19 protein-coding genes are annotated in these 19,967 nt (G+C 62.2%); 10 read left to right on the top strand and 9 right to left on the bottom strand.

Annotated features, from left to right (window positions below; genetic code table 11):
- Window position 1 precedes the first annotated feature (1 nt).
- Together MSIL_RS06935 and MSIL_RS06930 are read right to left on the bottom strand one after the other, a co-directional pair.
- Window positions 2-937 carry a DUF6384 family protein gene (locus MSIL_RS06935; RefSeq protein WP_012590390.1) on the bottom strand — a complete coding sequence of 312 codons (936 nt, stop codon included), beginning with the start codon at window positions 935-937 and terminating at the stop codon, window positions 2-4.
- Window positions 930-2,108 (bottom strand): hypothetical protein, encoded by a 1,179-nt coding sequence (locus tag MSIL_RS06930; RefSeq protein WP_012590389.1) that lies wholly within the window; start codon window positions 2,106-2,108, stop codon window positions 930-932. Before MSIL_RS06930 ends, MSIL_RS06935 begins: the two co-directional genes overlap by 8 nt.
- A gap of 443 nt (window positions 2,109-2,551) precedes the next feature.
- Here MSIL_RS06930 and MSIL_RS06925 point away from each other — a divergent pair, with 443 nt between their 5' ends.
- The 3 genes from MSIL_RS06925 to MSIL_RS06915 all read left to right on the top strand — a co-directional run bounded on the left by MSIL_RS06925 (window position 2,552) and on the right by MSIL_RS06915 (window position 6,314).
- Complete coding sequence (locus tag MSIL_RS06925; protein ID WP_012590388.1) at window positions 2,552-3,781, top strand: aminotransferase class I/II-fold pyridoxal phosphate-dependent enzyme; 1,230 nt, start codon at window positions 2,552-2,554, stop codon at window positions 3,779-3,781.
- Between the two features lie 127 nt (window positions 3,782-3,908).
- Window positions 3,909-5,081 (top strand): hypothetical protein, encoded by a 1,173-nt coding sequence (locus tag MSIL_RS06920; protein WP_012590387.1) that lies wholly within the window; start codon window positions 3,909-3,911, stop codon window positions 5,079-5,081.
- Between the two features lie 195 nt (window positions 5,082-5,276).
- Window positions 5,277-6,314, top strand: a complete 1,038-nt coding sequence (locus tag MSIL_RS06915) for a fatty acid desaturase (RefSeq protein ID WP_012590386.1) — start codon at window positions 5,277-5,279, stop codon at window positions 6,312-6,314.
- A 229-nt stretch (window positions 6,315-6,543) separates the two neighbouring features.
- Here the strand turns inward: MSIL_RS06915 and MSIL_RS06910 are convergent, their stop codons facing one another.
- The 4 genes from MSIL_RS06910 to MSIL_RS20080 all read right to left on the bottom strand — a co-directional run bounded on the left by MSIL_RS06910 (window position 6,544) and on the right by MSIL_RS20080 (window position 10,251).
- Window positions 6,544-7,725: a trypsin-like serine peptidase gene (locus MSIL_RS06910; RefSeq protein ID WP_012590385.1), complete on the bottom strand. Its 1,182-nt coding sequence runs from the start codon at window positions 7,723-7,725 to the stop codon at window positions 6,544-6,546.
- 284 nt (window positions 7,726-8,009) lie between these two features.
- Window positions 8,010-8,777: a glycerophosphodiester phosphodiesterase family protein gene (locus tag MSIL_RS06905; protein ID WP_012590384.1), complete on the bottom strand. Its 768-nt coding sequence runs from the start codon at window positions 8,775-8,777 to the stop codon at window positions 8,010-8,012.
- Window positions 8,778-8,786: 9 nt separating this feature from the next.
- Entirely contained in the window at window positions 8,787-9,260 is a 474-nt protein-coding gene (locus MSIL_RS06900; RefSeq protein WP_012590383.1) for a RidA family protein, read from the bottom strand.
- Between the two features lie 121 nt (window positions 9,261-9,381).
- The gene (locus MSIL_RS20080; protein ID WP_148213041.1) at window positions 9,382-10,251 is read right to left on the bottom strand and encodes a hypothetical protein; all 870 of its coding nucleotides are present in this window, start codon (window positions 10,249-10,251) and stop codon (window positions 9,382-9,384) included.
- A 708-nt stretch (window positions 10,252-10,959) separates the two neighbouring features.
- On the opposite strand from MSIL_RS20080, the gene MSIL_RS06890 reads away from it, so the two are divergent.
- Window positions 10,960-11,868 carry a cell envelope integrity EipB family protein gene (locus tag MSIL_RS06890; protein WP_012590381.1) on the top strand — a complete coding sequence of 303 codons (909 nt, stop codon included), beginning with the start codon at window positions 10,960-10,962 and terminating at the stop codon, window positions 11,866-11,868.
- 197 nt (window positions 11,869-12,065) lie between these two features.
- A complete protein-coding gene (gene surE / locus MSIL_RS06885; RefSeq protein WP_012590380.1) occupies window positions 12,066-12,824 on the top strand; it encodes a 5'/3'-nucleotidase SurE in 759 nt (252 codons plus the stop codon).
- 59 nt (window positions 12,825-12,883) lie between these two features.
- Here the strand turns inward: surE and MSIL_RS06880 are convergent, their stop codons facing one another.
- Entirely contained in the window at window positions 12,884-13,501 is a 618-nt protein-coding gene (locus tag MSIL_RS06880; RefSeq protein ID WP_012590379.1) for a TetR/AcrR family transcriptional regulator, read from the bottom strand.
- An 86-nt stretch (window positions 13,502-13,587) separates the two neighbouring features.
- Between MSIL_RS06880 and MSIL_RS06875 the strand changes: the two genes are divergently transcribed.
- From MSIL_RS06875 to MSIL_RS06860, 3 genes are all read left to right on the top strand, one after another.
- On the top strand, window positions 13,588-13,920 hold the full coding sequence (locus tag MSIL_RS06875) for a carboxymuconolactone decarboxylase family protein (RefSeq protein ID WP_012590378.1): 333 nt from the start codon (window positions 13,588-13,590) through the stop codon (window positions 13,918-13,920).
- A 180-nt stretch (window positions 13,921-14,100) separates the two neighbouring features.
- Window positions 14,101-14,805, top strand: coding sequence for a protein-L-isoaspartate O-methyltransferase family protein (locus tag MSIL_RS06865; RefSeq protein WP_012590377.1), 705 nt, complete (start codon window positions 14,101-14,103; stop codon window positions 14,803-14,805).
- Window positions 14,806-14,937: 132 nt separating this feature from the next.
- Window positions 14,938-16,191: a peptidoglycan DD-metalloendopeptidase family protein gene (locus tag MSIL_RS06860; RefSeq protein ID WP_012590376.1), complete on the top strand. Its 1,254-nt coding sequence runs from the start codon at window positions 14,938-14,940 to the stop codon at window positions 16,189-16,191.
- A 6-nt stretch (window positions 16,192-16,197) separates the two neighbouring features.
- Here the strand turns inward: MSIL_RS06860 and cobS are convergent, their stop codons facing one another.
- Together cobS and MSIL_RS20075 are read right to left on the bottom strand one after the other, a co-directional pair.
- Complete coding sequence (cobS, locus tag MSIL_RS06855; protein ID WP_012590375.1) at window positions 16,198-16,989, bottom strand: adenosylcobinamide-GDP ribazoletransferase; 792 nt, start codon at window positions 16,987-16,989, stop codon at window positions 16,198-16,200.
- A 58-nt stretch (window positions 16,990-17,047) separates the two neighbouring features.
- Window positions 17,048-17,296 carry a hypothetical protein gene (locus MSIL_RS20075; protein ID WP_012590374.1) on the bottom strand — a complete coding sequence of 83 codons (249 nt, stop codon included), beginning with the start codon at window positions 17,294-17,296 and terminating at the stop codon, window positions 17,048-17,050.
- A gap of 371 nt (window positions 17,297-17,667) precedes the next feature.
- Here MSIL_RS20075 and cobT point away from each other — a divergent pair, with 371 nt between their 5' ends.
- Window positions 17,668-18,693 carry a nicotinate-nucleotide--dimethylbenzimidazole phosphoribosyltransferase gene (gene cobT / locus MSIL_RS06850; RefSeq protein ID WP_012590373.1) on the top strand — a complete coding sequence of 342 codons (1,026 nt, stop codon included), beginning with the start codon at window positions 17,668-17,670 and terminating at the stop codon, window positions 18,691-18,693.
- Window positions 18,694-18,776: 83 nt separating this feature from the next.
- Window positions 18,777-19,958: a DNA cytosine methyltransferase gene (locus MSIL_RS06845; RefSeq protein ID WP_012590372.1), complete on the top strand. Its 1,182-nt coding sequence runs from the start codon at window positions 18,777-18,779 to the stop codon at window positions 19,956-19,958.
- The last annotated feature ends 9 nt before the right edge of the window (window positions 19,959-19,967 follow it).

Genomic DNA, 19,967 nt, shown 5'->3' with positions numbered 1-19,967 from the left:
CTCACCATTGGGTAATCGCCGCGCCGGAGGCCGGCACGGAATAATCGACGTCGAGGAAGCCGCGCCGTTTCTCGCCGAGGGTCCGATTCTGGATGATGCCGTCATCGGCCTTGTCGGCGCCGACCCGGTCGTAGGTCTGCTTGTCGACCCGCAGGCCCCATTTGGTCGTCATTTTCGTCGTCCCGTCTTCCTCGCTCTTGATCGGCAGCGCGATCGGCTGTCCGTCCGCGCCGACCGCTTCGACAATAAGATAGTAATTGCGCGCATTGGTGTTGCGGTCCGGAATGCGAAAAACGCCGCTCTTCTCGCCTGGGCTGGCGACGACCCTGATCTGATACGATTGGCGCAAATCCGCGCTCAGCGTTTTGAGGCCGTCGAGGGCCGACTTGGCTGCGGCCGGATCGGCGTTCTGCGCCGCGCGCCGTCCGTCGGCGAGCAATTCTGCGGCTCTGTCGCGGGCGGCGGGGGCCTTCGCCTCCGCGCTGGCGTCGGCATAGGCCGCCTCGAGCGCTTTCGGCAGATTGGTCGAAAGCTCGATCTGTCTCTGCTGAGCCGGCCGCTCGGCCAGAATGTAATAGCCGATCCAGGCAAGGCCGAAGAGGCCGAGCAGTCCAGCTGCGAATGCGCCGACGCGTCCGCGCCGCACCCACAGACGCGCAAGCGTGACGCCGAGGCCCGGCCGGGGCGGGGTATAGACGAAGCGGCTGTCCTTCAGGGCTTTGACGCCCTCGGCGATCACCGCATCCGACACCTCGATGCCCTGGTCACGGTAAATCTTGCGCAGCCGCGCGGTCAGCTCCTGCTCGCGGCCCTCCTCGTCAAGCTCGCGCGCGACAAAAGCTTCCTGATGCCGCAGCGTGTCGACGACGTCCATGGCGAGCATGAGGTCGTTGAGTTTTACTTCGGCGGAACCTGCGACGGCGGCGCTGTCAGCCATTGACGTCGAACGCCTTCCCTTCCGTAATCAGCTTGGCGATGCGCCGGTTGCCGGCCTCCACCGCGTCGCGGATCTCGGTGGAGTTTTTCGTCGCCATGTCGCGCATTTCGTCGACGATGCCGATCGCCCGCTCCTGATAATTAACGACGCTGTCGACGAGTTTCTTCACCGCGTCGGCGCGGATGGTCGGGCCGTAGCCGCTGCGCAGCGCCGCCTCCTGCACCGATCCGCCGATCTCGGCCAGCACCTCGATCGACTTTGACACCCCTTCTTTCATCGCATCGAGCGTCGCGGTCGATTCATGCAGGCCGAACAGGCCGGTAAAGGAGGCGCGGAGCGCCGTCAGCACGCTGTCATTGGTCGAGAAGAAGCTGACCGACTGCGCATAGACCCGCTCCTTGGCGTTGGTCGTCTGCATCAGCCGGGCCATGATGACCTCGGAGGTGTTGTAGCTGATGGTCAGATTGTCGGCGAGATCCTTGGCGATCTGATAGCGCTTCTCCTCGTTCTGGACGCGGCGAAGATGCTCATCGCGCACGAGCTCCAGATTGGCGCGTTCCGCCGGCGCTGTTCCGGCAAAATTGGCGACCGCCTCGGCCGCGGTTTTGAGGCCGGCCTTGGCGGCCGCAAGCTTCGCCTCGGCCGATTCCTGAACCTCGAGCGCCATCACTTCGGACTGCTTCATCGCGCCGCGGAAATCGCGATAGGCTTCGAGAATGCGGCCCTCGCGATCGATCTGATCGTGGGTCGCCGCGGTCACCTCGAGATAGACCGATCTGATCTTGTCGAAGCGGACGCCAATGTCGCCGCGGCTGACCTTCATCCAGACGTTGTTGACGCGCTCCATCAGATCGATTTTGCCGTCATCGAGCTGATCGACCATCATCTTGGCGTCGTCGCGGATGGAGTCGAAGCTTTTGGCGATCTCCTGGTAGCGCTGGCCGATCGACATCGCTGCGGTCTCATTGCGCACCACTTCGTTGAACACCGAGGCTTCGCCAAGGGTCTTGGCGATGACGGCGATCTTTTCGGGATCGAGATCGGAGATTTTCTCCAGCAGCGCGTTGATGGGCGCGGCCTCGATTCTGGCCGGCAGCAGTCCAAGCTCGCGCAGCGCGCCATTGGCCCTGTCGAGATATTGCATTGGAGTGCGCAGGACGACATCATTCATGGCGTAATCCTTCAAGTTGAAGCGCGGCCGGACCGCCCATCATTAAGTCAAAAGGCAGCCGACCGAAAGGCGCGGAAGCGATCAGCAAAGCTTGAGCTTCTCATCCCGATCACGAAGTGTTTTTTCTCGATGCGAGGCGGCGAAAAGGTCGATTCGAGGGGAGGATATTTTTCCGCGGTGGGGAGGTTTTGGCGGCCGACTGGGGCGTCCAAGGCTTCTGTTACGATTTGTAACTTGAATTGAGAAGCTTGTTAACATTTTGAAAAATATATGTTTATAGATGTTTACGCGGCGAGGGCGCGGCAAGGTTACAGTTTGGCTTTTGCCGCCTTGAAAACTCGATGCTATTGCTCGCGTTCATCATGGCGATCCGATTGAAATTTTCAACCGGCGCGCCGCGGCGACGAAAAACCTTTCCTTGAACCATTGGACATCCGAGCTAAGTGACCAAGTTCAACAGCCTCGAAGATCACGCGACGCGGCGCTTTCGTCTCGCCGGCAAGGCGTACCTCGAAAGCGGCGACCCCTTTTTCGCTCCGATCGACAGTCTGCGCCAGGAAGCAGCGGCAAGCGGCCGACGCTTCACGAGTTTCGCCAATTATGACTACCTTGGCCTCTCCACTCATCCTGCGGTGAAAAGCGCTGCGGCGGCGGCGCTCGACACATTCGGCGTCGGCGCGCTCGCGTCCCGCCTCGTCGGCGGCCAGCGTTCGCTGCACCATATTCTGGAAGACGACATCGCCAAATTCATCGGCGCGGAATCAGCCGTCACTCTCGTGTCAGGCTATCTCGCCAATGTGACGACAATTTCACACCTGCTCGGCTCGCGCGACGCTCTGTTCATCGACGAACTGTCGCATAATAGCATTGTCAGCGGGGCCAAAAGCGCCGTCGCCGAAACCATTATGTTCCGGCACAATGATTTCGATCATCTCGATTTCCTGCTGCGCGAACGCCGCGATCGCTATCGCAATGTGATGATCGTCGTCGAGGGCCTTTACAGCATGGACGGCGACATCGCCGACCTGCCGCGCCTTGTCGAGATCAAGGAACAGCACAACGCCTGGCTGATGATCGACGAGGCGCATTCGCTCGGCGTTCTCGGCGAGGAGGGCCGCGGCCTTTGCGAGCATTGCGGCGTCGATCCGAAGCGGGTCGATCTGATGGTCGGCACGCTATCTAAAGCGCTTGCGTCCTGCGGCGGCTTCATCGCCGGCAAATCCGCCGTGATCGACTGGATGCGCTACACATTGCCGGGCTTTGTCTATTCGGTCGGCCTGTCGCCGGTGATCTCCGCCGCCGCCGCCGCCGCTCTCCGGCTGATGCAGGAGGAACACTGGCGCATCGAGCGTCTGCGCGCCAACGCCGAACTGTTCGTCACGCTGGCGCATGAGGCCGGGCTCGACACCGGCCCCGCGATCGGACGCGGCGTCGTTCCGATCCTGTTCGCCGACAGCCTCGAGACCCTCGACGCGTCACGCCATTTGATGGAAAATGGTTTCTATGTGCCGCCAATCATCCAGATCGGCGTGCCAAAGGACCAGCCGCGGCTGCGCTTCTTCATCTCCGCCTCGCATACGCAGGAAGAGATCAAGGCGGTGATCGATCTCCTCGCCAAACGCCCGTCGATCGCGGCGGCGGTTCAGGCCGTCGAAGCCGTGAGCGCAACCTGACGCATTTTGGCCGCGCTTGACGCCTTCGCGCCCAGCTGACACCTTGCGCGCCGGTCCGCTCCTGGGGCGGGGATTGTTCCCGAATCCCGGCCGGAGAATCGCGAAATCGCGTAGGAGCGCTTCTCTTTTGGACGCTAGATCCCAAGCCGCAAAGACGGGCGCGGTCGAAATCGTTGTGGCCGACGGCGTGAAGAATTTTCTGAGCTTTTGCCGCCTGCCGCGCCAGCTTTACAAGGGCATGGAGGGTTTTGCGCCCCCGCTCGACGCCGAGCGCTGGACCCTGTATGGCGCGCGGCTCAACCCGCATTTCAAGCTGGTCGACTGGCAGGGCTGGCTCGCGCTGAAGGATGGCAAGCCGGTCGGCCGCATCATGGCGCAGATCTACAAGCCGGAGGTTCCCGCGCCGCTCGGGGCGTCGCGGGCGCAATTCGGCTGCCTCGACGCCATCGACGATGATGAAGTCGTCGCGGCCCTGACGCAAACCGCCGAAGGCTGGTTGCAGGGTCGCGGCGAAAAACTGATCTACGGACCGTTCTCGCCGTCGATCAATGGGGAACTCGGGCTGCTCGTTGAGGGATTTAACTCTCAGCCGATGGTCTTCATGACCTGGAACCCGCCCTATCTCGTCGCGGCGCTCGAGCGGCTCGGCTATGTCAAGGCGCGCGATCTGATCTCCTACCGTTACGACGTCACGCAAAAGGACCGTGAGGCGCGCCCGAGCGTGATCACGCGGCCGGAATGGCGCGACCGGCTGAAGATCCGCGAGCTCCGCCTCAACGATATGGCGGAAGAGGCCAAGATCATCATCGATATCTTCAACGACGCCTGGGCGGACAATTGGGGTTTTGTTCCGTTCACCTTGGAAGAATTCATGTCGAGCGCCGAAAGCCTGCGCTATATCATGCCGCCTGAAGGCGGCGTCATGATCGAGCTCGACGGCGTGCCCCAGGCCTTTGCGGTGGTGCTGCCCAATCTGCATGAAATCACCGCCGACCTCGGCGGACGTCTGTTTCCGTTCGGATTGCCGAAAGTCATTTCGCGCATCAGGAAGCATAAATTCACGTCGGGACGGCTGCTGCTGTTTGGCGTGCGCCGGGCGCTGCAGCGCAAAGCCGTGGGCGGCGCGGTCATCCTCGCCTTCATCGAGGAAATCAGGCGCCGTAGCGCCGACAGCTCCTATTCGAACGTCGAATTCGGCTGGGTGCTTGAAGACAATATGGGCATGCGCCGGCCGATCGAACTTGCCGGCGCGCGCATCGACAAGGTGCACCGGATTTACGAGAAAAGTCTCGCCGCCTGACGCGGGCCGTCTATATCCCTCGGGAAGGCGCGCAACTTGCCGGCGAACTAGAGTTATTCCAAGTGTTCGCCGATCACGCCGCCGCACGAAATGGCGCAAGACTGTCGCATGATTTGAAGTATGATATGAGCTGGATCAGATCGACATGAAGCGGCTCGCTCTAATCTTGGCGCGATCCATCTTCAGGAGACAAAAATGAACCTGCACGCATCAGAGTTCCGAGGCGTCGGCGTCGACGCTGCAGCGCCTGCCGCGGACGGTTTTCTCAAAACCGCTGAGCCGCGTCCCCATCCGATCCGGCGGCGCGCGATCCTCGCGGCCCATCCCGAGGTCGCGCAGCTTGTCGGCTATGACCCGCTGACGGCGGTCATCACCCTCTGCGTCGTGGCCCTGCAGGTCGCGATCGCAGCCTTCATGGGCTCGCTCGGCATCGGCTATTGGTGGCTGGCGCTCATCGTCGCCTTCTGCGTCGGCGCCTTCGCCAATCACGCGATGTTCGTCGTTATCCATGACGCCTGCCACAACGCCATCTTCAAGGGGCCGGTGTGGAACAAATGGGCCGGCATTCTCGCCGATCTTCCCAATGGCGTGCCGACCGCGATGGGCTTTCGCTATTATCACATCAAGCATCACTCCCATCTCGGCGACTACGATTACGACGCCGATCTGCCGAGCCATTGGGAAGCGCGCACGTTTGGCCACAGCTGGTACGGCAAGGCGGCGTGGATGTTCTTCTTCGCGGCCTTCCAGCTCGCCCGGCTCGGGCGGCTGCGGGGCACGGTGCCGATGTGGGGACGCTGGACTTTCATCAACGCCGCCTGCGTCATCCTGTTCGACGTCGCGATCTTGCTGGCGTTCGGGCCGAACGCGCTGGTGTATCTCCTCGCCTCATTCTGGTTCTCGGTCGGCGGCCTGCATCCGCTCGGCGCGCGCTGGGTGCAGGAGCATTTCACCAATGATCCGGCTCAGGAGACGTTCGATTATTACGGCCCGCTCAATTTCGTCGCGCTGAACATCGGCTATCACAATGAGCATCATGATTTTCCCGACATTCCGTGGCGGCGGCTGCCGGAGCTGAAGCGCATGGCGCCTGAATTCTACGATGGGCTGAAGACGCATAAATCCTGGGCTGGCCTGTTGGTCAAATTCATCTTCGACCCGGCCTATACGCTCTACACCCGCGTCGACCGCAGCGCCGCAAACAAGCCGGCGGCTGCGAAGGTCGACGGGTAGATCGCCTCTGGCGTCGGCGAAGCGGGGCTTTACGCGATCATCAAATTTACAAGCGGCCGGCGGCAATTAAATGCGCCGGCCGGGAAATCCAGGGCGCCGCTTAAAATAAAGCGGCGCCCTTTATTTTTGCCTGGAGCGTTTTACGATCTGTGGAATCGTGAAACGCCTTATCCGTTTGAAATAACATATCTTCCCATCGCAAGAGTCTGCGACTTTTGCGGTAGATGCTCTAGCACACCAACGGCGAGGCGGCGCAAGCGGCGTTGACAAGGTTGACGATATTATTGCTCGTGAAGGGCGACGCTCCCTGCTCCTTGGGAGAGGTGACGGTGTAGCCCCAACTGGTCACGCCGACGACGGTGTTGGGATCTGGATCGACGCCGGCGTCTTCGCCCGTAAACGTTGGGCCGATGCCGAAATTGAGGATCCAAGGACCGCCGCTGGAGCCGCCGTCCATGTTGGATCCGATGATCGTGTTGTTGGAGTTAGCCGGATCAATGTAGCTTTGCGAATCGCCACGCTCCATGACAGCGCCTTTGTCGAGGCCGACGGGATATCCGAGCTGCGTGATGTGCGCCTGGCCTGATGGGTTTACGCCAAATCCGCCATATGCGTAGCCGAGCCAGCCTGTCCGCTTGCCCGGCAGCGACCGGCCTTTGTAGAGGGTGATGACCGCGACGTCATTTTCGCAGACGACGCCGGGAGTGGCGCAGGAATCGCTCCCATTCACATAGCTTGGCAGCGCGAAAGCCTGAACGCCTTTCCATTTCCCATAAGGCGCCTTGCCATTATCGTAGGCCGGGACATAGACCCAGTCGGAATAATATTGGCCCGTGCCGAAATTTGCCACGCAATGCGCAGCGGTGACAAGAAGTCCGGACTTGATGAGCGACGCCGAGCAGACAAAGGTTTGGCCATTGTCCAGGAAGAACAGCTTCCCTGCTGCGCGATAGGGAAAGGAATTCTGCGTTTTGTCCTTGAGCGCGCTCGCCTGGGCGATCGTGTAAGGGTGATAGGGAGCGGCCTGTCCATTCGCCTGCGACGTCACTCCATTCGCCTGCGTCACGCCAAGCGAAGGCGTTACAGCCTTCAGCGAAGATTTCGCCGGCGCGAGCTGAATTGGGCTCGTCTGGCCGTCCCCCGAATCAGAGCCGGGAACCACGCCAACCGATGATTTTTTTGCCGCGGAGGGAGCGCGCGGCGCTCCTGGCGCGGGGGCCTTGTCGATACGAGGAAGCGGCATTGGCTTTGCGTTGGCGAAATCGATGACGCCATTGGGGTTGCCGGAAAGGGGCTGCACGCGCGACGACGACACCGCCTGCGCCTGGACTTGCGAGGCAAGTCCGCAAATCAGCACAGATAAACTCGCTGGGCCGGCCATTTTTGCAAGGCCGCTTTTGCTGAATTTCATTACCTCTCCCCGAATTCACGAATATCATTGTTGAATGCAGATAACGCCACTATACGACTCTATCCTTTGGAGTTGCTATAACAACTCATAAATGTTTTTTCAGCTAGCTTTTCTTTGGAATTTATTGTTCACGCGCTTTTAGCTATGCATGAAAGAATACAGTAGCCGCGCGCGGTGCGAACAACGAGATCTCGGCAGTAAACAGTGTCGCTCCAGGCGATGTCAGTTTCATCTCGGATACGCAAAGGCGCGCTGACAAATCCGCTCGTTGGAGCCGGATGATTTTATGGCTCAAAGCCTTCAAAGATGATCTGGTCGGCGAAATGGGCGGCCCGGCGCCGTTCTTCGTCCGTCCGAACTGTCCAGGTCATGACGGGAAGCCCAAGGCTGTGGCGGCAGAGTTGCGGCGCCGCATGCGGCAGATCGGCGACATTCCAGGAGAGAAAATCCGGCCGCGCCAGCGCGAAATCCGTGAACGCTTCCAGGCCGACGCGCTGCTTGACCGAAAGACGCGGCCAGTCGGCGGCCGTAAAATGCGCCTCGGCGATCAGGCCGACCGGCCGTCCCGGCCGGCGCGCCCGCAGGAAGGCGACGATAACGGGATCGAAGCTTTTCAGCGCGGCGGGTCCGGCGTAGGAGGACAACGCTTCGAGCGCGCGTTCGGCGAGGCGGAAATCGCTGTCGAAGCGGCTCTTGATTTCGATGATGAGGGGCGTCCGGCCGGCGACCGCGGCGAGGAAGGCGCGCAGGGTTTTGATATGGGCGTCGGCGCCGCGAAAACCCACAGTTTCGAGTTCGGCGCTGGAGAACTGAGCGACGCGGCCCTCGGCATGGGTTAGCCGGTCCAGCGTTTCGTCGTGAAACACCACAGCTTCGCCATCGCCCGCCAGTTCGAGGTCGCATTCGATGGCGTAGGCTTTAGCGATCGCCGCTTCCGCCGCGGCGATGCTGTTTTCGACGACGCCGCGCGCGATGCAGTGCAGCCCGCGATGGGCGATCGGGCGCGCCGTCAGCCAGGCCGGAGCGTCTACCGTCGCGCGGTGGCGTTTCATCGCTCGCCGTCAGGCCGAAAATTCGAACATGGCCTCGACTTCGACCGCGCTGTTCAGCGGTAGTTCGGCGACGCCGACGGTTGAGCGCGCGTGGCGTCCGGCCTCACCCAAAACCTCGACGATGAAATTGGATGCGCCGTTCATCACAGGCGGCAGATTGAAATAGCCGGGGCCGGCGTTCATGAAACCGCCGAGCCGCACGCACCGCACGATCCGGTCGAGATCGCCGAGGGCGGCCCTGGCCTGAGCCAGAACATTGATGACGCAGAGCCGCGCCGCCGCCTTGGCCGCCTCAGCCGAGACTTCCGCGCCGATCTTGCCCGCATGCGCGGGATCGATCTTGCCGTCGGCGCCAAAGGGCAGTTGACCGGAAATGACGAGCAGCGAGCCTGTCGCCACATAGCCGAGGTAATTGGCGACCGGCGCGGCCGGGGTCGGCAGAGTAACGCCAAGCGCCGCCAGTTTTGCTTCCGTCTTGCTCATGCTCAGGCTCCGTTTGTTTTGCGGAGCATATAGAGCATATTGGCGCCGGCCAGTAGCGCCCGGAGACGAAAATTTCAGCTTTCGTCAACGCCTCGCACTGCTGGCGATTTCTTCGGTCCGCCTACCAGTAGCAGGCGTTCTCGTTCTTATGGACTTCTTCGGGCGTTTCGGCGGCGCTCGGCCGCACCCAGCTGTCGTTGAAGAAGCGCTGGAATTCCTTGTCTTCTTTCCACCTGTTGCCATAGACGCCGAACAGCAGCTGCAGCGATCCGCCCATATGAATGCCGACGCCGCCGCGCTTCTTGGCGTGGGTCGCGAGCGGCAACGAAAAAGCGCCGGCTCCGATCAGCGCGACGTCGAAATCGATCGCGTCCATCTGCGCCTTCAGCTCCTCGACCGCGGCGATCCAGTCCGGTTGTTTCGGCGGGACCAACCCTGCGCTGAACGGGGCCCGGAGCGAGAGCATGGTGAAGGCGGGCAGGATGCTCTTGTCCTCCCAGATCTCCTCACGACGCTGGTATTGCTGCGAAATCGTGTCGATGAAGGGCGAGACGATCAGGACCCGCTTGCCTTCGAGAGCCGCCGTCCAGGGAGCAGACTGCAGATAGGGCTCAAGGCTCATCCGCGTCACAAGAGTCGCCTCGGGCGCGACCGTGTTGAAGATGTTGGCTTCTCCGGCGAGGCCCCAGGACGCCAAGACGTCCATATTAGCGATAGCTTCGATGAAGAAGGCGCCGAAGCGGTCGTAGAATTCGTCGGTCTTTGGAAACACGCCCGAATTGATGAACAGCGTATCCGCCGCATAGGGGGGATAGGGCGGCAAGGGTTGCCGCTTCGCGCGCGCTTCCCTGCGCTTGACGTAATGCCGGACGCCCAGCAATTCCGTGAAGCCGATTTTTCCTGCGGCCATTGGCCGCCCAGTGCGAATGGCTTCGATCACGACCGGGCCGGCGTCGACGATCGGCCGTTTTGGCTGTCCGATATTCTGCAACGCCCAGATGGCCTTGCGCGTCCGCCAAACCAATCGATGTAGAGCCGGGAACCGCCGAATAGAATCTCTGAAGTAGATGAAAGTTCCATACAGCATCAGATAGCCCTTGCGCCTCAAAGATTGAGGTCATTCGCCGATGATAAATACAACAGTTCGAGCACCCTGACAATGACAGCCCCGCCGCTCCGCGGAGAGGATTGGGCGCAACTCGCTTATTGTGTGAGCCTGGCGTGAAATCTTCGTTAGCGGTCGCGCAATCCTTTTGCTTTGCTCGCAAGCCTCCCGACCGGCAAATCGCCGGGCTTGGTTAATTGCCAGATGAATCGTTCAAATAGCGGCTCTCTGTAAGGGAAATTTAACGAAGCGCGACCAATTTTGCCAGTTTGGGGCAGCCTTCCGGCGCCAGCATTGTAACGCCGCGGATCGATTCGCGTTCAAAGCCGCGGGACACGGCCTCTCGAAGATGTCCACCGTTCATTCAAGAAACGCCAAGCAAACATCGCGCCATCCGTGACATTATGGGCGCTCCGCCCCGGACGCAGAGCAGTAAAACCCCGGCCGGCGCTGCGCGCGAGGGCCTGCCCAGCGCGCCATCGGCCTGTATAAGTTGCAAGCGCCGTCCAATCACCTTAGGCTGCACGCCTTGGCAAGATTCGTTTCCTGGGGAGGGAACCGTTTGGCCGTCGCCATCATCAAGGATCAACGAACATGTCTTACTCACATGCACGGCTCCTGATTTCCGGCGCGTTTATTTGTCTAGTCGCTGGCGGGGCCGTTGTCCGCGCCGAGGCCGGCCGAACGGCGCCGGATCAGATCAAGCCCGATCACGTCAAGATGGATCAGCTGAAGGACGCCGATCCAGCAGCCGCCATCTCGCTGACGCCGCATCGCGCCGTCTATGAGTTGAGCCTTTCAAAATCCGTCGGCGCCAAGAGCCCGACCGCCGCGCATGGCCGCATTGCGTTTGATTTCACCGGCTCTCCTTGCGAAGGCTATGTGCAGAACTTCCGGCAGATGACCGAATTGCAGCCGGCCGAAGGTCCGACCCGCGTCTCGGATATGCTTTCGGCGACCTTCGAGGATTCGGACGGCAAGACGTTCGATTTCAAGATGCAGACTCGCGTCGACAATGGCCTTGCCGAATCGATCGACGGCAAGGCGGTGAAGGCCGGCCGCGGTCCGCTGCTCGTCAATCTCGCCAAGCCGAAGCGCAGCAAGCTCGAACTCGGCGACGACGTGGTCTTTCCAACCGAGCACCTGAAGCGCATCATCGCCGCGGCAGAAGCCGGAAAGAATCTTCTCGAACTCAAAGTCTTCGACGGTTCGGACACCGGTGAAAAGCTCTTCGAGACGACGACCTATATCGGCCGTCCAATCAATACGCCGGTTCCGGAAAAGGCGGCGCAGATTGGCGAACTTGCCGGGATGACGCGATGGCCGGTTTCGATCAGCTATTTCGAAACGGGCAAAAAGGATGAAAGCCCAAGCTATATTCTTGCTTTTGACCTATATCAGAACGGAATATCGCGGGCGCTCAAGCTCGATTATGGCGATTTTATCCTCTCGGGCGAGCTCTCAAGCCTCGACATCATAACCGAATCCGCCTGCGCGAAATAGCCGGCCGCGGCGTAAGGCTGCGGCGATCGGGCCGCAGGACCAGCCCTCATTCCGTTTGACGCGCGAGCCTTCCTGCTCCTATAGAGCGGACGCGATCGGCTCCCCCGTCCTTTAACGCTTTCGATTGACACATGGCCGGCCGGACCGCTTCGGCGCGGCGTTGGCGTCATGCCGCCGGCGGTTACAGGAGCGAATTGATGCGCATTCTCGTGACCAATGACGACGGCGTCCATGCGCCCGGGCTTCGCGTGCTGGAGGAGATCGCCGCAGCGCTCTCGGATGATGTTTATGTCGTCGCGCCCGAAAGCGATCAGTCCGGCGTCGCCCATTCGCTATCGCTGAACGATCCGCTGCGGCTGCGCAGGATCTCCGAGCGGCGCTACGCCGTGAAGGGAACGCCCACCGATTGCGTCATCATGGGGGTGCGCCGCATTCTTGACGGGCGCGAGCCCGACGTCGTGCTCTCCGGCGTCAATTCCGGGCAGAATGTCGCCGAGGACGTGATCTATTCGGGAACGGTGGCGGGCGCCATGGAAGGCGCCATTCTCGGCATTCCGGCGATCGCCCTGTCGCAGGCCTATGGCCGCGCGGGCCGCGAGAAGGCCTTCTGGAGCTGCGCGCAGGCTCATGCGCCGGGCCTCATCGAGAAAATCCTGGCGACGGGCGTTCCTGCGAACACCGTGGTCAACGTCAATTTCCCCGATTGTCCGCCAGATGCGGTCGAGGGCGTCGCGGTGACGGCGCAGGGCCGGCGCGGCTATCTCGTCAATGTCGACGCGCGCTCGGACGGCCGCGGCAACCCCTATTACTGGATCGCCTTTGATCGTCCTTTTTCGGAGCCGGGGAAGGGAACCGACGTCGAGGCGCTCGCGCACAACCGCATTTCGGTGACGCCGCTGCGCCTCGATATCACCGACACGCCGACGCTGACTCGCTACGCGCAGGCGTTGCTCTAAATTCATTTGTCGCGCCGCTTCTTTGCGCCGCGCGATGCCTTGAGCTGACCCTACGGGGATCAGCGCGGACGAAGCTGGCTCTCCATCGCCGCGACGACGCTGCGAAATCCTTTCTCGCCGTCGAGCATGCGCTCCATCAACAATGCGCCTTCGAGCAGGGCGATGATTATGCGCGCCTGGCGCTGCGGATCGGCGTCGGCCCGAATAGATCCATTGGCCCGGCCTTCCTCAATCATCTGTTCCAGCCAATGGAAATGCTTTTTGAAGAAGCGCCCGACGGCGTCGCGCATTTCCACCGGAAGAAAATCGGGCGTTATCGCCAGAATGGCGCAAAGGCAGCCGAGATTTTGCTCCAGCCCGTCGAGGTAAAGGTCAGCATAGGCGCGGATGCGGCGCACGCCATCCTCGGTGGAGCGGACAATCTGCGCCATCGCGGCGTCATATCTTTGGTCATATGACGCGATCAGCGCCACGCCGAGGTCTGTCTTGCTCGGAAAATAATAGTGAATGCTTGCGGTGCGCACGCCGACCGCTGAGGCGAGATCGGCATAGCTAAACCCGTTGAAGCCGCGCGTGCGAACCAATGCCTCTCCGCAAACGAGGAGACGCTGGCGCGTGTCGCCTGTGGCCGCTTTCGGCCGCAGGCCAGCCGCTGTCGCTGTTGACGTTTTTGTCATCGGATAATTCTTGGGATGAGGCTTGCCTCCAAGGCAACTACCTATTAATAGGTAGACACTAGAAATTAACAAGGGAGACGCCGGATATGTTGAATTGGGCCGCCTATCGCGAACAGCTCATGGGAACTCTCTCGACGATCGGTGAGATCAGTCCGGGAATATTGAAGGGAAACCAAATACTCTCCGACGCGGCTCCGGCCGGCGCCGGCCTTGGCGCCAAAACGCGCGAGCTCATCGCGCTGGCCGTGGCGGTCACGACTCGGTGCGACGGCTGTATCGCGTTTCATTCCGACCTCGCGCGCAAGGCCGGGGCCACGAAAGAAGAAGTCGTTGAAGCCTTGGGCGTCGCGATCGCGCTGAACGAGGGCGCGGCGCTCATCTATTCGGCGCGGGCGATGGACGCGTTTCAGTCCGCCTGAAATCGAATTGCCGCAAAAATAGAGCCGGGAGCGTCGAGATCCAGCCTGACGCTCGCGGAATCGCGATCCGCGGCATGGCTGTGCCAATTCGGCCGCGAATGATATGAGCGGTCGGGCGAAGCGCCCGCGATTCGACGCCAGACGATGTGCGCCGGGCTCCGCCAGAGGGGAGCCCGAAGCATGCGCCAAATCGACGGGGCGCCGCCCGATCCGATCGCCGCCGCCGGATTTCCGGCTCTGCGCCCGCAATCGAAGGCGGCGTTTCTTCTCGAGATGCGGGCGCGCGGCATCCAGGACGTCAATCTTTTGCGCGCGCTCGAGACGGTTCCGCGCGAGACTTTTGTGCCGCACCGTTACCGCGACCTGGCCCGGCGCAATCTCGCCCTGCCGCTGCGCTGCGGCCAGACTCTGCCCGAGCCCTGGCTCTGCGCGCGGATGATCGAAGCGCTGTCTCTCTCGCCGCGCTGTGTTGTGCTTGAGATCGGCGCCGGCTCCGGCTACGCCGCCGCGCTGATCGCCCGCATCGCCAGCCGGATCGTGTCGTTCGAGCGCTTTCAGACCCTCGCGGTGGAAGCCGGCGCGCGGCTGGAACAGCTCGGCGTTCAAAATGCGCGTGTGATCTGGGGCGACGGCCTCGCTGGCGCCGCTGCATTCGGGCCCTTCGACAAAATCATTGTGCAGGGCGCCCTGGCCGAGCCGCCGGATGCGCTCCTCGGCGTTCTGGCGGACGGCGGCGTTCTCGTCATGGCGCGCCCCGATCGCGGCGAGCCGCGGCGCCAGCATATTGTGCGCGTGACCCGCAACGGCGGGGGCGGATTCGATGTCGCGCCGGTCTGCCCGTGCCGGATGCAGCCGATCCTTGCCGGTAAATCCCGCGCGCTTTGAGGCTGCGCGAAGACTTCCGGACGATAAGCTTAATCATTCTCTCTTTTTGTTGAAGTTGCGTTCATCTTAAACGCTCCCTTAACTCGCGTAGCCCTTAATGCGGTCATAGCTGCTGCGTCGGTGGGTTGCGTCATGAGTCACATTGCATTGGTTTATCGCTCACGCCTCGCGTTCCGGTTCGCGCTCATCGGCGTCTCCGCCAGCGTGCTTGCCGGCTGCGCAGGATCGGAGCGCATGGCCGATCCTTTCTCCAATCCGTTTTCGACGGCGCAGGCGCCGACCGATCCCGCGCCGACGTCGAGCATCAATCCGGGCGCGCCCGTGACGCCGGTGCAGTCCCGTCCGCTCGCGGCGGCCTCATCGCAGCGCCCCGCCGTCGTCGCCTCCCTGCCGGCGCATGGCGCACAGGGCCCCGCCGGCTGGACGGCTGCGGGAGGCACGCCGATCTCCATCGCGCAGGGCGAGAGCGCCGACCTCATCGCCCGCCGCTACGGCGTTCCGACCGACGCGCTGCTCAAGGCCAATGGCTTTTCGAACGCGGCGCAGGTGCAGCCCGGCGCGCGCGTCATCATTCCCGTTTATCATGCGGTTGGCGCGCCGATGGCGGTCGCGCAGGCGCCGGCTGCCGCGCCCGTCTCTGCCCCCAAGCCGGCGCGCACGCCCGACGAGATGCATGCGCAAAAGATCAAGCTTCTGAAGGGCGCCCCGGCGACGCAGCAGTTCGCGAGCGCTTCCGCCAATAGCGCGGCAAAGAGCGAAAAGCTGGGCGCTCCGCCGCGTTCGGCGGCTTTTGTCCCTGAAACCCCGAAGAAAACAGCTGAAGCCGCCGCCAAGGCCGCCGCTGCGCAGCCTGCCGTGAGCACGAAAGCGGCATCCATAAAGACGGAGCCGGTCAAGACCGCCGCTTTGACAAAGGCGGATACGCCCAAGGCTGAGACGGCGAAATCCGCGGCCCCAGCCGTCGAGGCGAAAGCGGCGGCTGAGGACGAGGGCGACTCCGGCAAGGCGGCGGGCGCCAACCCCGAATTCCGCTGGCCGGCGCGCGGCCGCATCATCCAGGCGTTCAAGCCCGGCGGCAATGACGGCATCAACATCGCCGTGCCGGAAGGCACCTCGGTGAAGGCGGCGGAGAGCGGCGTCGTCGCCTATGCCGGCAGCGAATTGAAGGGCTATGGCAATCTCATCCTGATCCGCCATCCGAACGGCTTCGTCTCGGCCTACGCCAACAATGGCGACATCGAGGTCAAGCGCGGCGAGACCGTCAAGCGCGGCCAGACCATCGCCAAATCGGGCCAGAGCGGCAATGTCGCGTCGCCGCAGCTGCATTTTGAATTGCGCAAGGGCGCGACGCCGGTCGATCCGACGCAATATCTCGCGGGTCTCTGACGCGCGTCAGATCTGCGCGGCGAAAACGAGATAGAACAGAATCTCGGCCATCTGCTCGGCGGCGCCGGCGACGTCGCCGGTCTGTCCGCCTAGCGCCACCCTGGCCAGTGCGCTCGCCGCAAGTCCCGCAAGGACGCAAGCGGCGACGGCGAACGCCGGCCGCAAGGGGTTCGCCCCGGCAGAAATCGTTAGAGCGGCGAAGATGGCTCCGAGCATCGTTGCGACGACGAGAGTTGGCGCGCGCAGGCGCCCGGCCGAAAAACCGGCGCCGCTGCTTCGCGCCGGCGGCAGAACAGAGAGCGGAATGAGAGCGGCCGCGCGCGCCGCCGCCGCCGCCCCGATCAACACCGTCCCGGCCAGAAACAGCGACCGTTCGGCGATGGCGGCGAGCGCGACGATGCGGATGAACAGAGAGAGGCCGAGCGCGAGAGCGCCGTAGGCGCCGATTCGGCTGTCGGCCATGATCTCGAGCTTGCGCGGGCGCGTGGCGCCGCCGGCCGCGTCGGCGCAATCGGCCAGCCCGTCTTCATGCAGCCCGCCGCTGGCGGCAATGAGGGCGGCGACAGAGAGAGGCGCGGCGAGGAGGGGCGCAAGGCCCAGAGTGGAAGCGGCGGCCAGAACGACGGCGGCGCTAAGACCGATCAGCGCGCCGGCCACCGGAAAAAGGCGCAGGGCGCGGCCAAAATCAGAAAAATCCTGCGGCGCTGCGGCTTCGAAGGCGAAGACGGGCAGCGGAAGTCGCGTTGCAAAACGCAGGCAGGTCAGAAGATCGATGAGAAGCAAAGAGCCGGGGCGCATTGCTTCTCATCAAGGATCGTTAGCCCCTTGTCGAGGCTCGCATCGCGCAAAGCGACGCTCAGCGCGCGTCGGACGCGGCGCCGGTGTCCTGCTGGCAAACCCAGCCGCGCTGCGTCTTCGTCCCGTCGCGGGCCGCGCCATTGAAACAATAGACCCTGACGCCGTCCTTTTCGGGGGAGGGCGCGGCGATCGAGCCGGTCGGCTCGCGATCGAGATTTTGCTGGGCGGCCGGCTGGGCGCAAACGGCGGAGATCATCGCAAAAGCGCCCGCGAGACCAAGGGCGAAGGGGGAAAATTTGTTAATCATCTCGGGTGCTCCACATAGGCATTCAGAAGATAAGGATTCGCTTCCTTCCATAGAAACGCGTTTCATCCGTTGCGACGTTATGTAGACCTGTAGATGTCGCAGTGCAACATAGAGGCTGCGGGACAGTTTGACGCGGGTTCCCTGCTTGGCCTGTACAATAACGTTTCTGTTAATAATTTCCGTGAAAGTGACTTTTGCTTTCACTAAATAAAATTTGGGGCCGCCGCGTACAAATGTCGCGATTGCGCGGCGCCGATGGCGAATGCTGCGGTGCCGAAGTCGATCCCAAAAGCGCTGCAACTTCTTGGCGTCATGCTAAGGAGGGCCCATGAGCCGGCTTCGACCGGCTATTGCCTGCCGAAAGATTCGCCATGCTCGCAGACGCCGCTCCGCTCGACTCGATCCGCCATCTGATCGGGAAGATGCCTCCTGCATCCGAACGCGCCGCCGCCGCCGCCAGAGCCCGGCAGGCGGAGTTGACGAAGCCGCAGGGCTCGCTCGGACGGCTCGAGGAGATCGCGGCTTTTCTCGCGAGCTGGCAGGGCAAGCCGTCGCCGACGCTCGACCGGCCGTTGGTCGCCGTTTTCGCGGCAAACCATGGGGTCGTCGCCAAGGGCGTCTCGGCCTATCCGCCTTCCGTCACACGCGCCATGATGCAGAATTTTTCGGCGGGCGGGGCGGCGATCAATCAGATTTGCGGCGCGTTCGGCGTCGGCCTGAAGGTTTTCGAACTCGCGCTCGACATCCCGACCAAGGACATCACCGAAGAGCCGGCGATGGAGGCGGCGGAGACAGCGGCGACCTTCGCGTTCGGCATGGAGGCGATCGATGGCGGCGTCGACCTTCTCTGCGTCGGTGAAATGGGCATCGGCAACACGACGGTCGCGGCGGCGATTTTCTATGCCCTCTACGGCGGAAGCGCCGCCGATTGGGTCGGGCGCGGCGCCGGGGTCGAGGGTGAAGCGCTCGCGCGCAAGATGGCGGCCGTCGAGACGGCCGTCGCTTTGCACCGGCCGTTCTTGAGCGACCCGCTCGAAGTGATGCGCCGACTCGGGGGCCGCGAGATCGCGGCGATGGCGGGGGCGATCGTCGCGGCGCGGATGCAGAATATTCCGGTGGTGCTCGACGGCTATGTCGTTTGTGCCGCCGCAGCGATTTTGCATGCAGTCGACAAAAGCGCGCTCGACCATTGCCTCGCCGGCCATCTGTCGGCCGAAGGCGCCCATGGCGAGGTTTTGCGCCGGCTGGGGAAAATTCCGCTGCTGGACCTTGGCATGCGGCTTGGCGAGGGGTCCGGCGCCGCGCTTGCGGTCGGCTTGATCAAGGCGGCCGTCGCCTGCCACACGGGCATGGCGACCTTCGCGGAGGCGCAGGTGGCGGGCAAGGTCGGGGGGTAGGCCGATCCTCCAAAGGGCGGTATTCTTGTTTCTGATAACGATCCGCCTACCCAAGAATCAGTCTTTTGGGAAATTCATACAAGTTGAACCGGATAGCGCCCATTTATTATGAATTCTTTGCTGGCGGCGGTATGGCGCGCGCCGGTCTTGGCGATGGTTGGCAATGCGTATTTGCGAATGACTTCAGCAAGATGAAGGCTGCAGCCTACATTCAGAACTGGGGCTCCAACCACTTTATTTTTGGAGATGTTGCGAAAATCAGGCCAGCGGACATGCCGGGCGTGGCGGATCTGGCCTGGGCATCGTTTCCCTGTCAGGATCTCTCCCTCGCGGGCGATTACCGCGGGTTAGGTCAAGCCCAAGCGAATGTGCAGACGAGATCTGGCACATTTTGGCCTTTCTGGGCGCTCATCAAAGCGCTGAAGGCAGAAGATAGGCCGCCGCGTCTCATCGTTCTGGAAAATGTATATGGCGCGCTCACCTCGCGAGGGGGTGAGGACTTTTCGGCGATCTGCTCGGCTCTTTCGGACGCGGACTATCGTTTTGGCGCTGTGGTAATCGACGCAAGGCTTTTTGTGCCGCAGAGTCGGCCCCGCGTTTTCTTTATCGCCGTCGCGCAAAATCTGCGCGTCCCTGCGACGCTGATTTCTGACGCCCCCGATGCGCGTTGGCATCCGCAAACCTTAATCAAATCGCAAACGGGAATTTCGGCCCAGGCTCGGAAGAACTGGCATTGGTGGCGCCTAGAAACGCCAGAAGCGCGAAAGCATGATTTCGCGGATCTCATTGAGGACGAACCCAAGGGCGTCGCATGGCACAGTTCGACGCAAACAAAATATCTGCTCGGTCTGATGTCTCCCCTCAACAAGGCAAAGGTGGAGGCTGCAAGAAAGCTTGGACGGAAAATTGTTGGAGGCGTTTACCGGCGTACGCGCCTTGATGAAAATGGAGCAAAATGCCAGCGCGCAGAGGTTCGGTTTGACAACGTCTCCGGATGTCTGCGCACCCCGGCGGGCGGCTCGAGCCGCCAGACGATCCTGGTCATTGATCGAGACAAAATTCGCTCGCGATTGCTCTCGCCGCGCGAAGCTGCGCGTCTGATGGGATTGGACGATAGCTACAGGCTGCCGGAACGTTATAACGACGCCTATCATATAGCCGGAGATGGCGTGTGTGCGCCGCTCGTCAGGCACCTCGCCGCGAATTTTCTTGAACCTGTGCTGGCGGCCAATGCGCGGAGCGGCGAACTGCTGGCTGCCGAATGAGCGTGACGA

It is taken from the genome of Methylocella silvestris BL2 (assembly GCF_000021745.1).
Taxonomy (GTDB): Bacteria; Pseudomonadota; Alphaproteobacteria; order Rhizobiales; family Beijerinckiaceae; genus Methylocapsa; species Methylocapsa silvestris.
This window is presented reverse-complemented; position numbering and strand designations above follow the sequence as displayed.

Coding starts and splice junctions, on each gene's coding strand:
- MSIL_RS06875 (WP_012590378.1), top strand. CDS start 13,588: ATGTTGAATTGGGCCGCCTATCGCGAACAGCTCATGGGAACTCTCTCG.
- MSIL_RS06910 (WP_012590385.1), bottom strand. CDS start 7,725: ATGAAATTCAGCAAAAGCGGCCTTGCAAAAATGGCCGGCCCAGCGAGT.
- cobT (WP_012590373.1), top strand. CDS start 17,668: ATGCTCGCAGACGCCGCTCCGCTCGACTCGATCCGCCATCTGATCGGG.
- surE (WP_012590380.1), top strand. CDS start 12,066: ATGCGCATTCTCGTGACCAATGACGACGGCGTCCATGCGCCCGGGCTT.
- MSIL_RS06890 (WP_012590381.1), top strand. CDS start 10,960: ATGTCTTACTCACATGCACGGCTCCTGATTTCCGGCGCGTTTATTTGT.
- MSIL_RS20075 (WP_012590374.1), bottom strand. CDS start 17,296: ATGATTAACAAATTTTCCCCCTTCGCCCTTGGTCTCGCGGGCGCTTTT.
- MSIL_RS06930 (WP_012590389.1), bottom strand. CDS start 2,108: ATGAATGATGTCGTCCTGCGCACTCCAATGCAATATCTCGACAGGGCC.
- MSIL_RS06905 (WP_012590384.1), bottom strand. CDS start 8,777: ATGAAACGCCACCGCGCGACGGTAGACGCTCCGGCCTGGCTGACGGCG.
- cobS (WP_012590375.1), bottom strand. CDS start 16,989: ATGCGCCCCGGCTCTTTGCTTCTCATCGATCTTCTGACCTGCCTGCGT.
- MSIL_RS06860 (WP_012590376.1), top strand. CDS start 14,938: ATGAGTCACATTGCATTGGTTTATCGCTCACGCCTCGCGTTCCGGTTC.
- MSIL_RS06865 (WP_012590377.1), top strand. CDS start 14,101: ATGCGCCAAATCGACGGGGCGCCGCCCGATCCGATCGCCGCCGCCGGA.
- MSIL_RS06915 (WP_012590386.1), top strand. CDS start 5,277: ATGAACCTGCACGCATCAGAGTTCCGAGGCGTCGGCGTCGACGCTGCA.
- MSIL_RS06880 (WP_012590379.1), bottom strand. CDS start 13,501: ATGACAAAAACGTCAACAGCGACAGCGGCTGGCCTGCGGCCGAAAGCG.
- MSIL_RS06900 (WP_012590383.1), bottom strand. CDS start 9,260: ATGAGCAAGACGGAAGCAAAACTGGCGGCGCTTGGCGTTACTCTGCCG.
- MSIL_RS06935 (WP_012590390.1), bottom strand. CDS start 937: ATGGCTGACAGCGCCGCCGTCGCAGGTTCCGCCGAAGTAAAACTCAAC.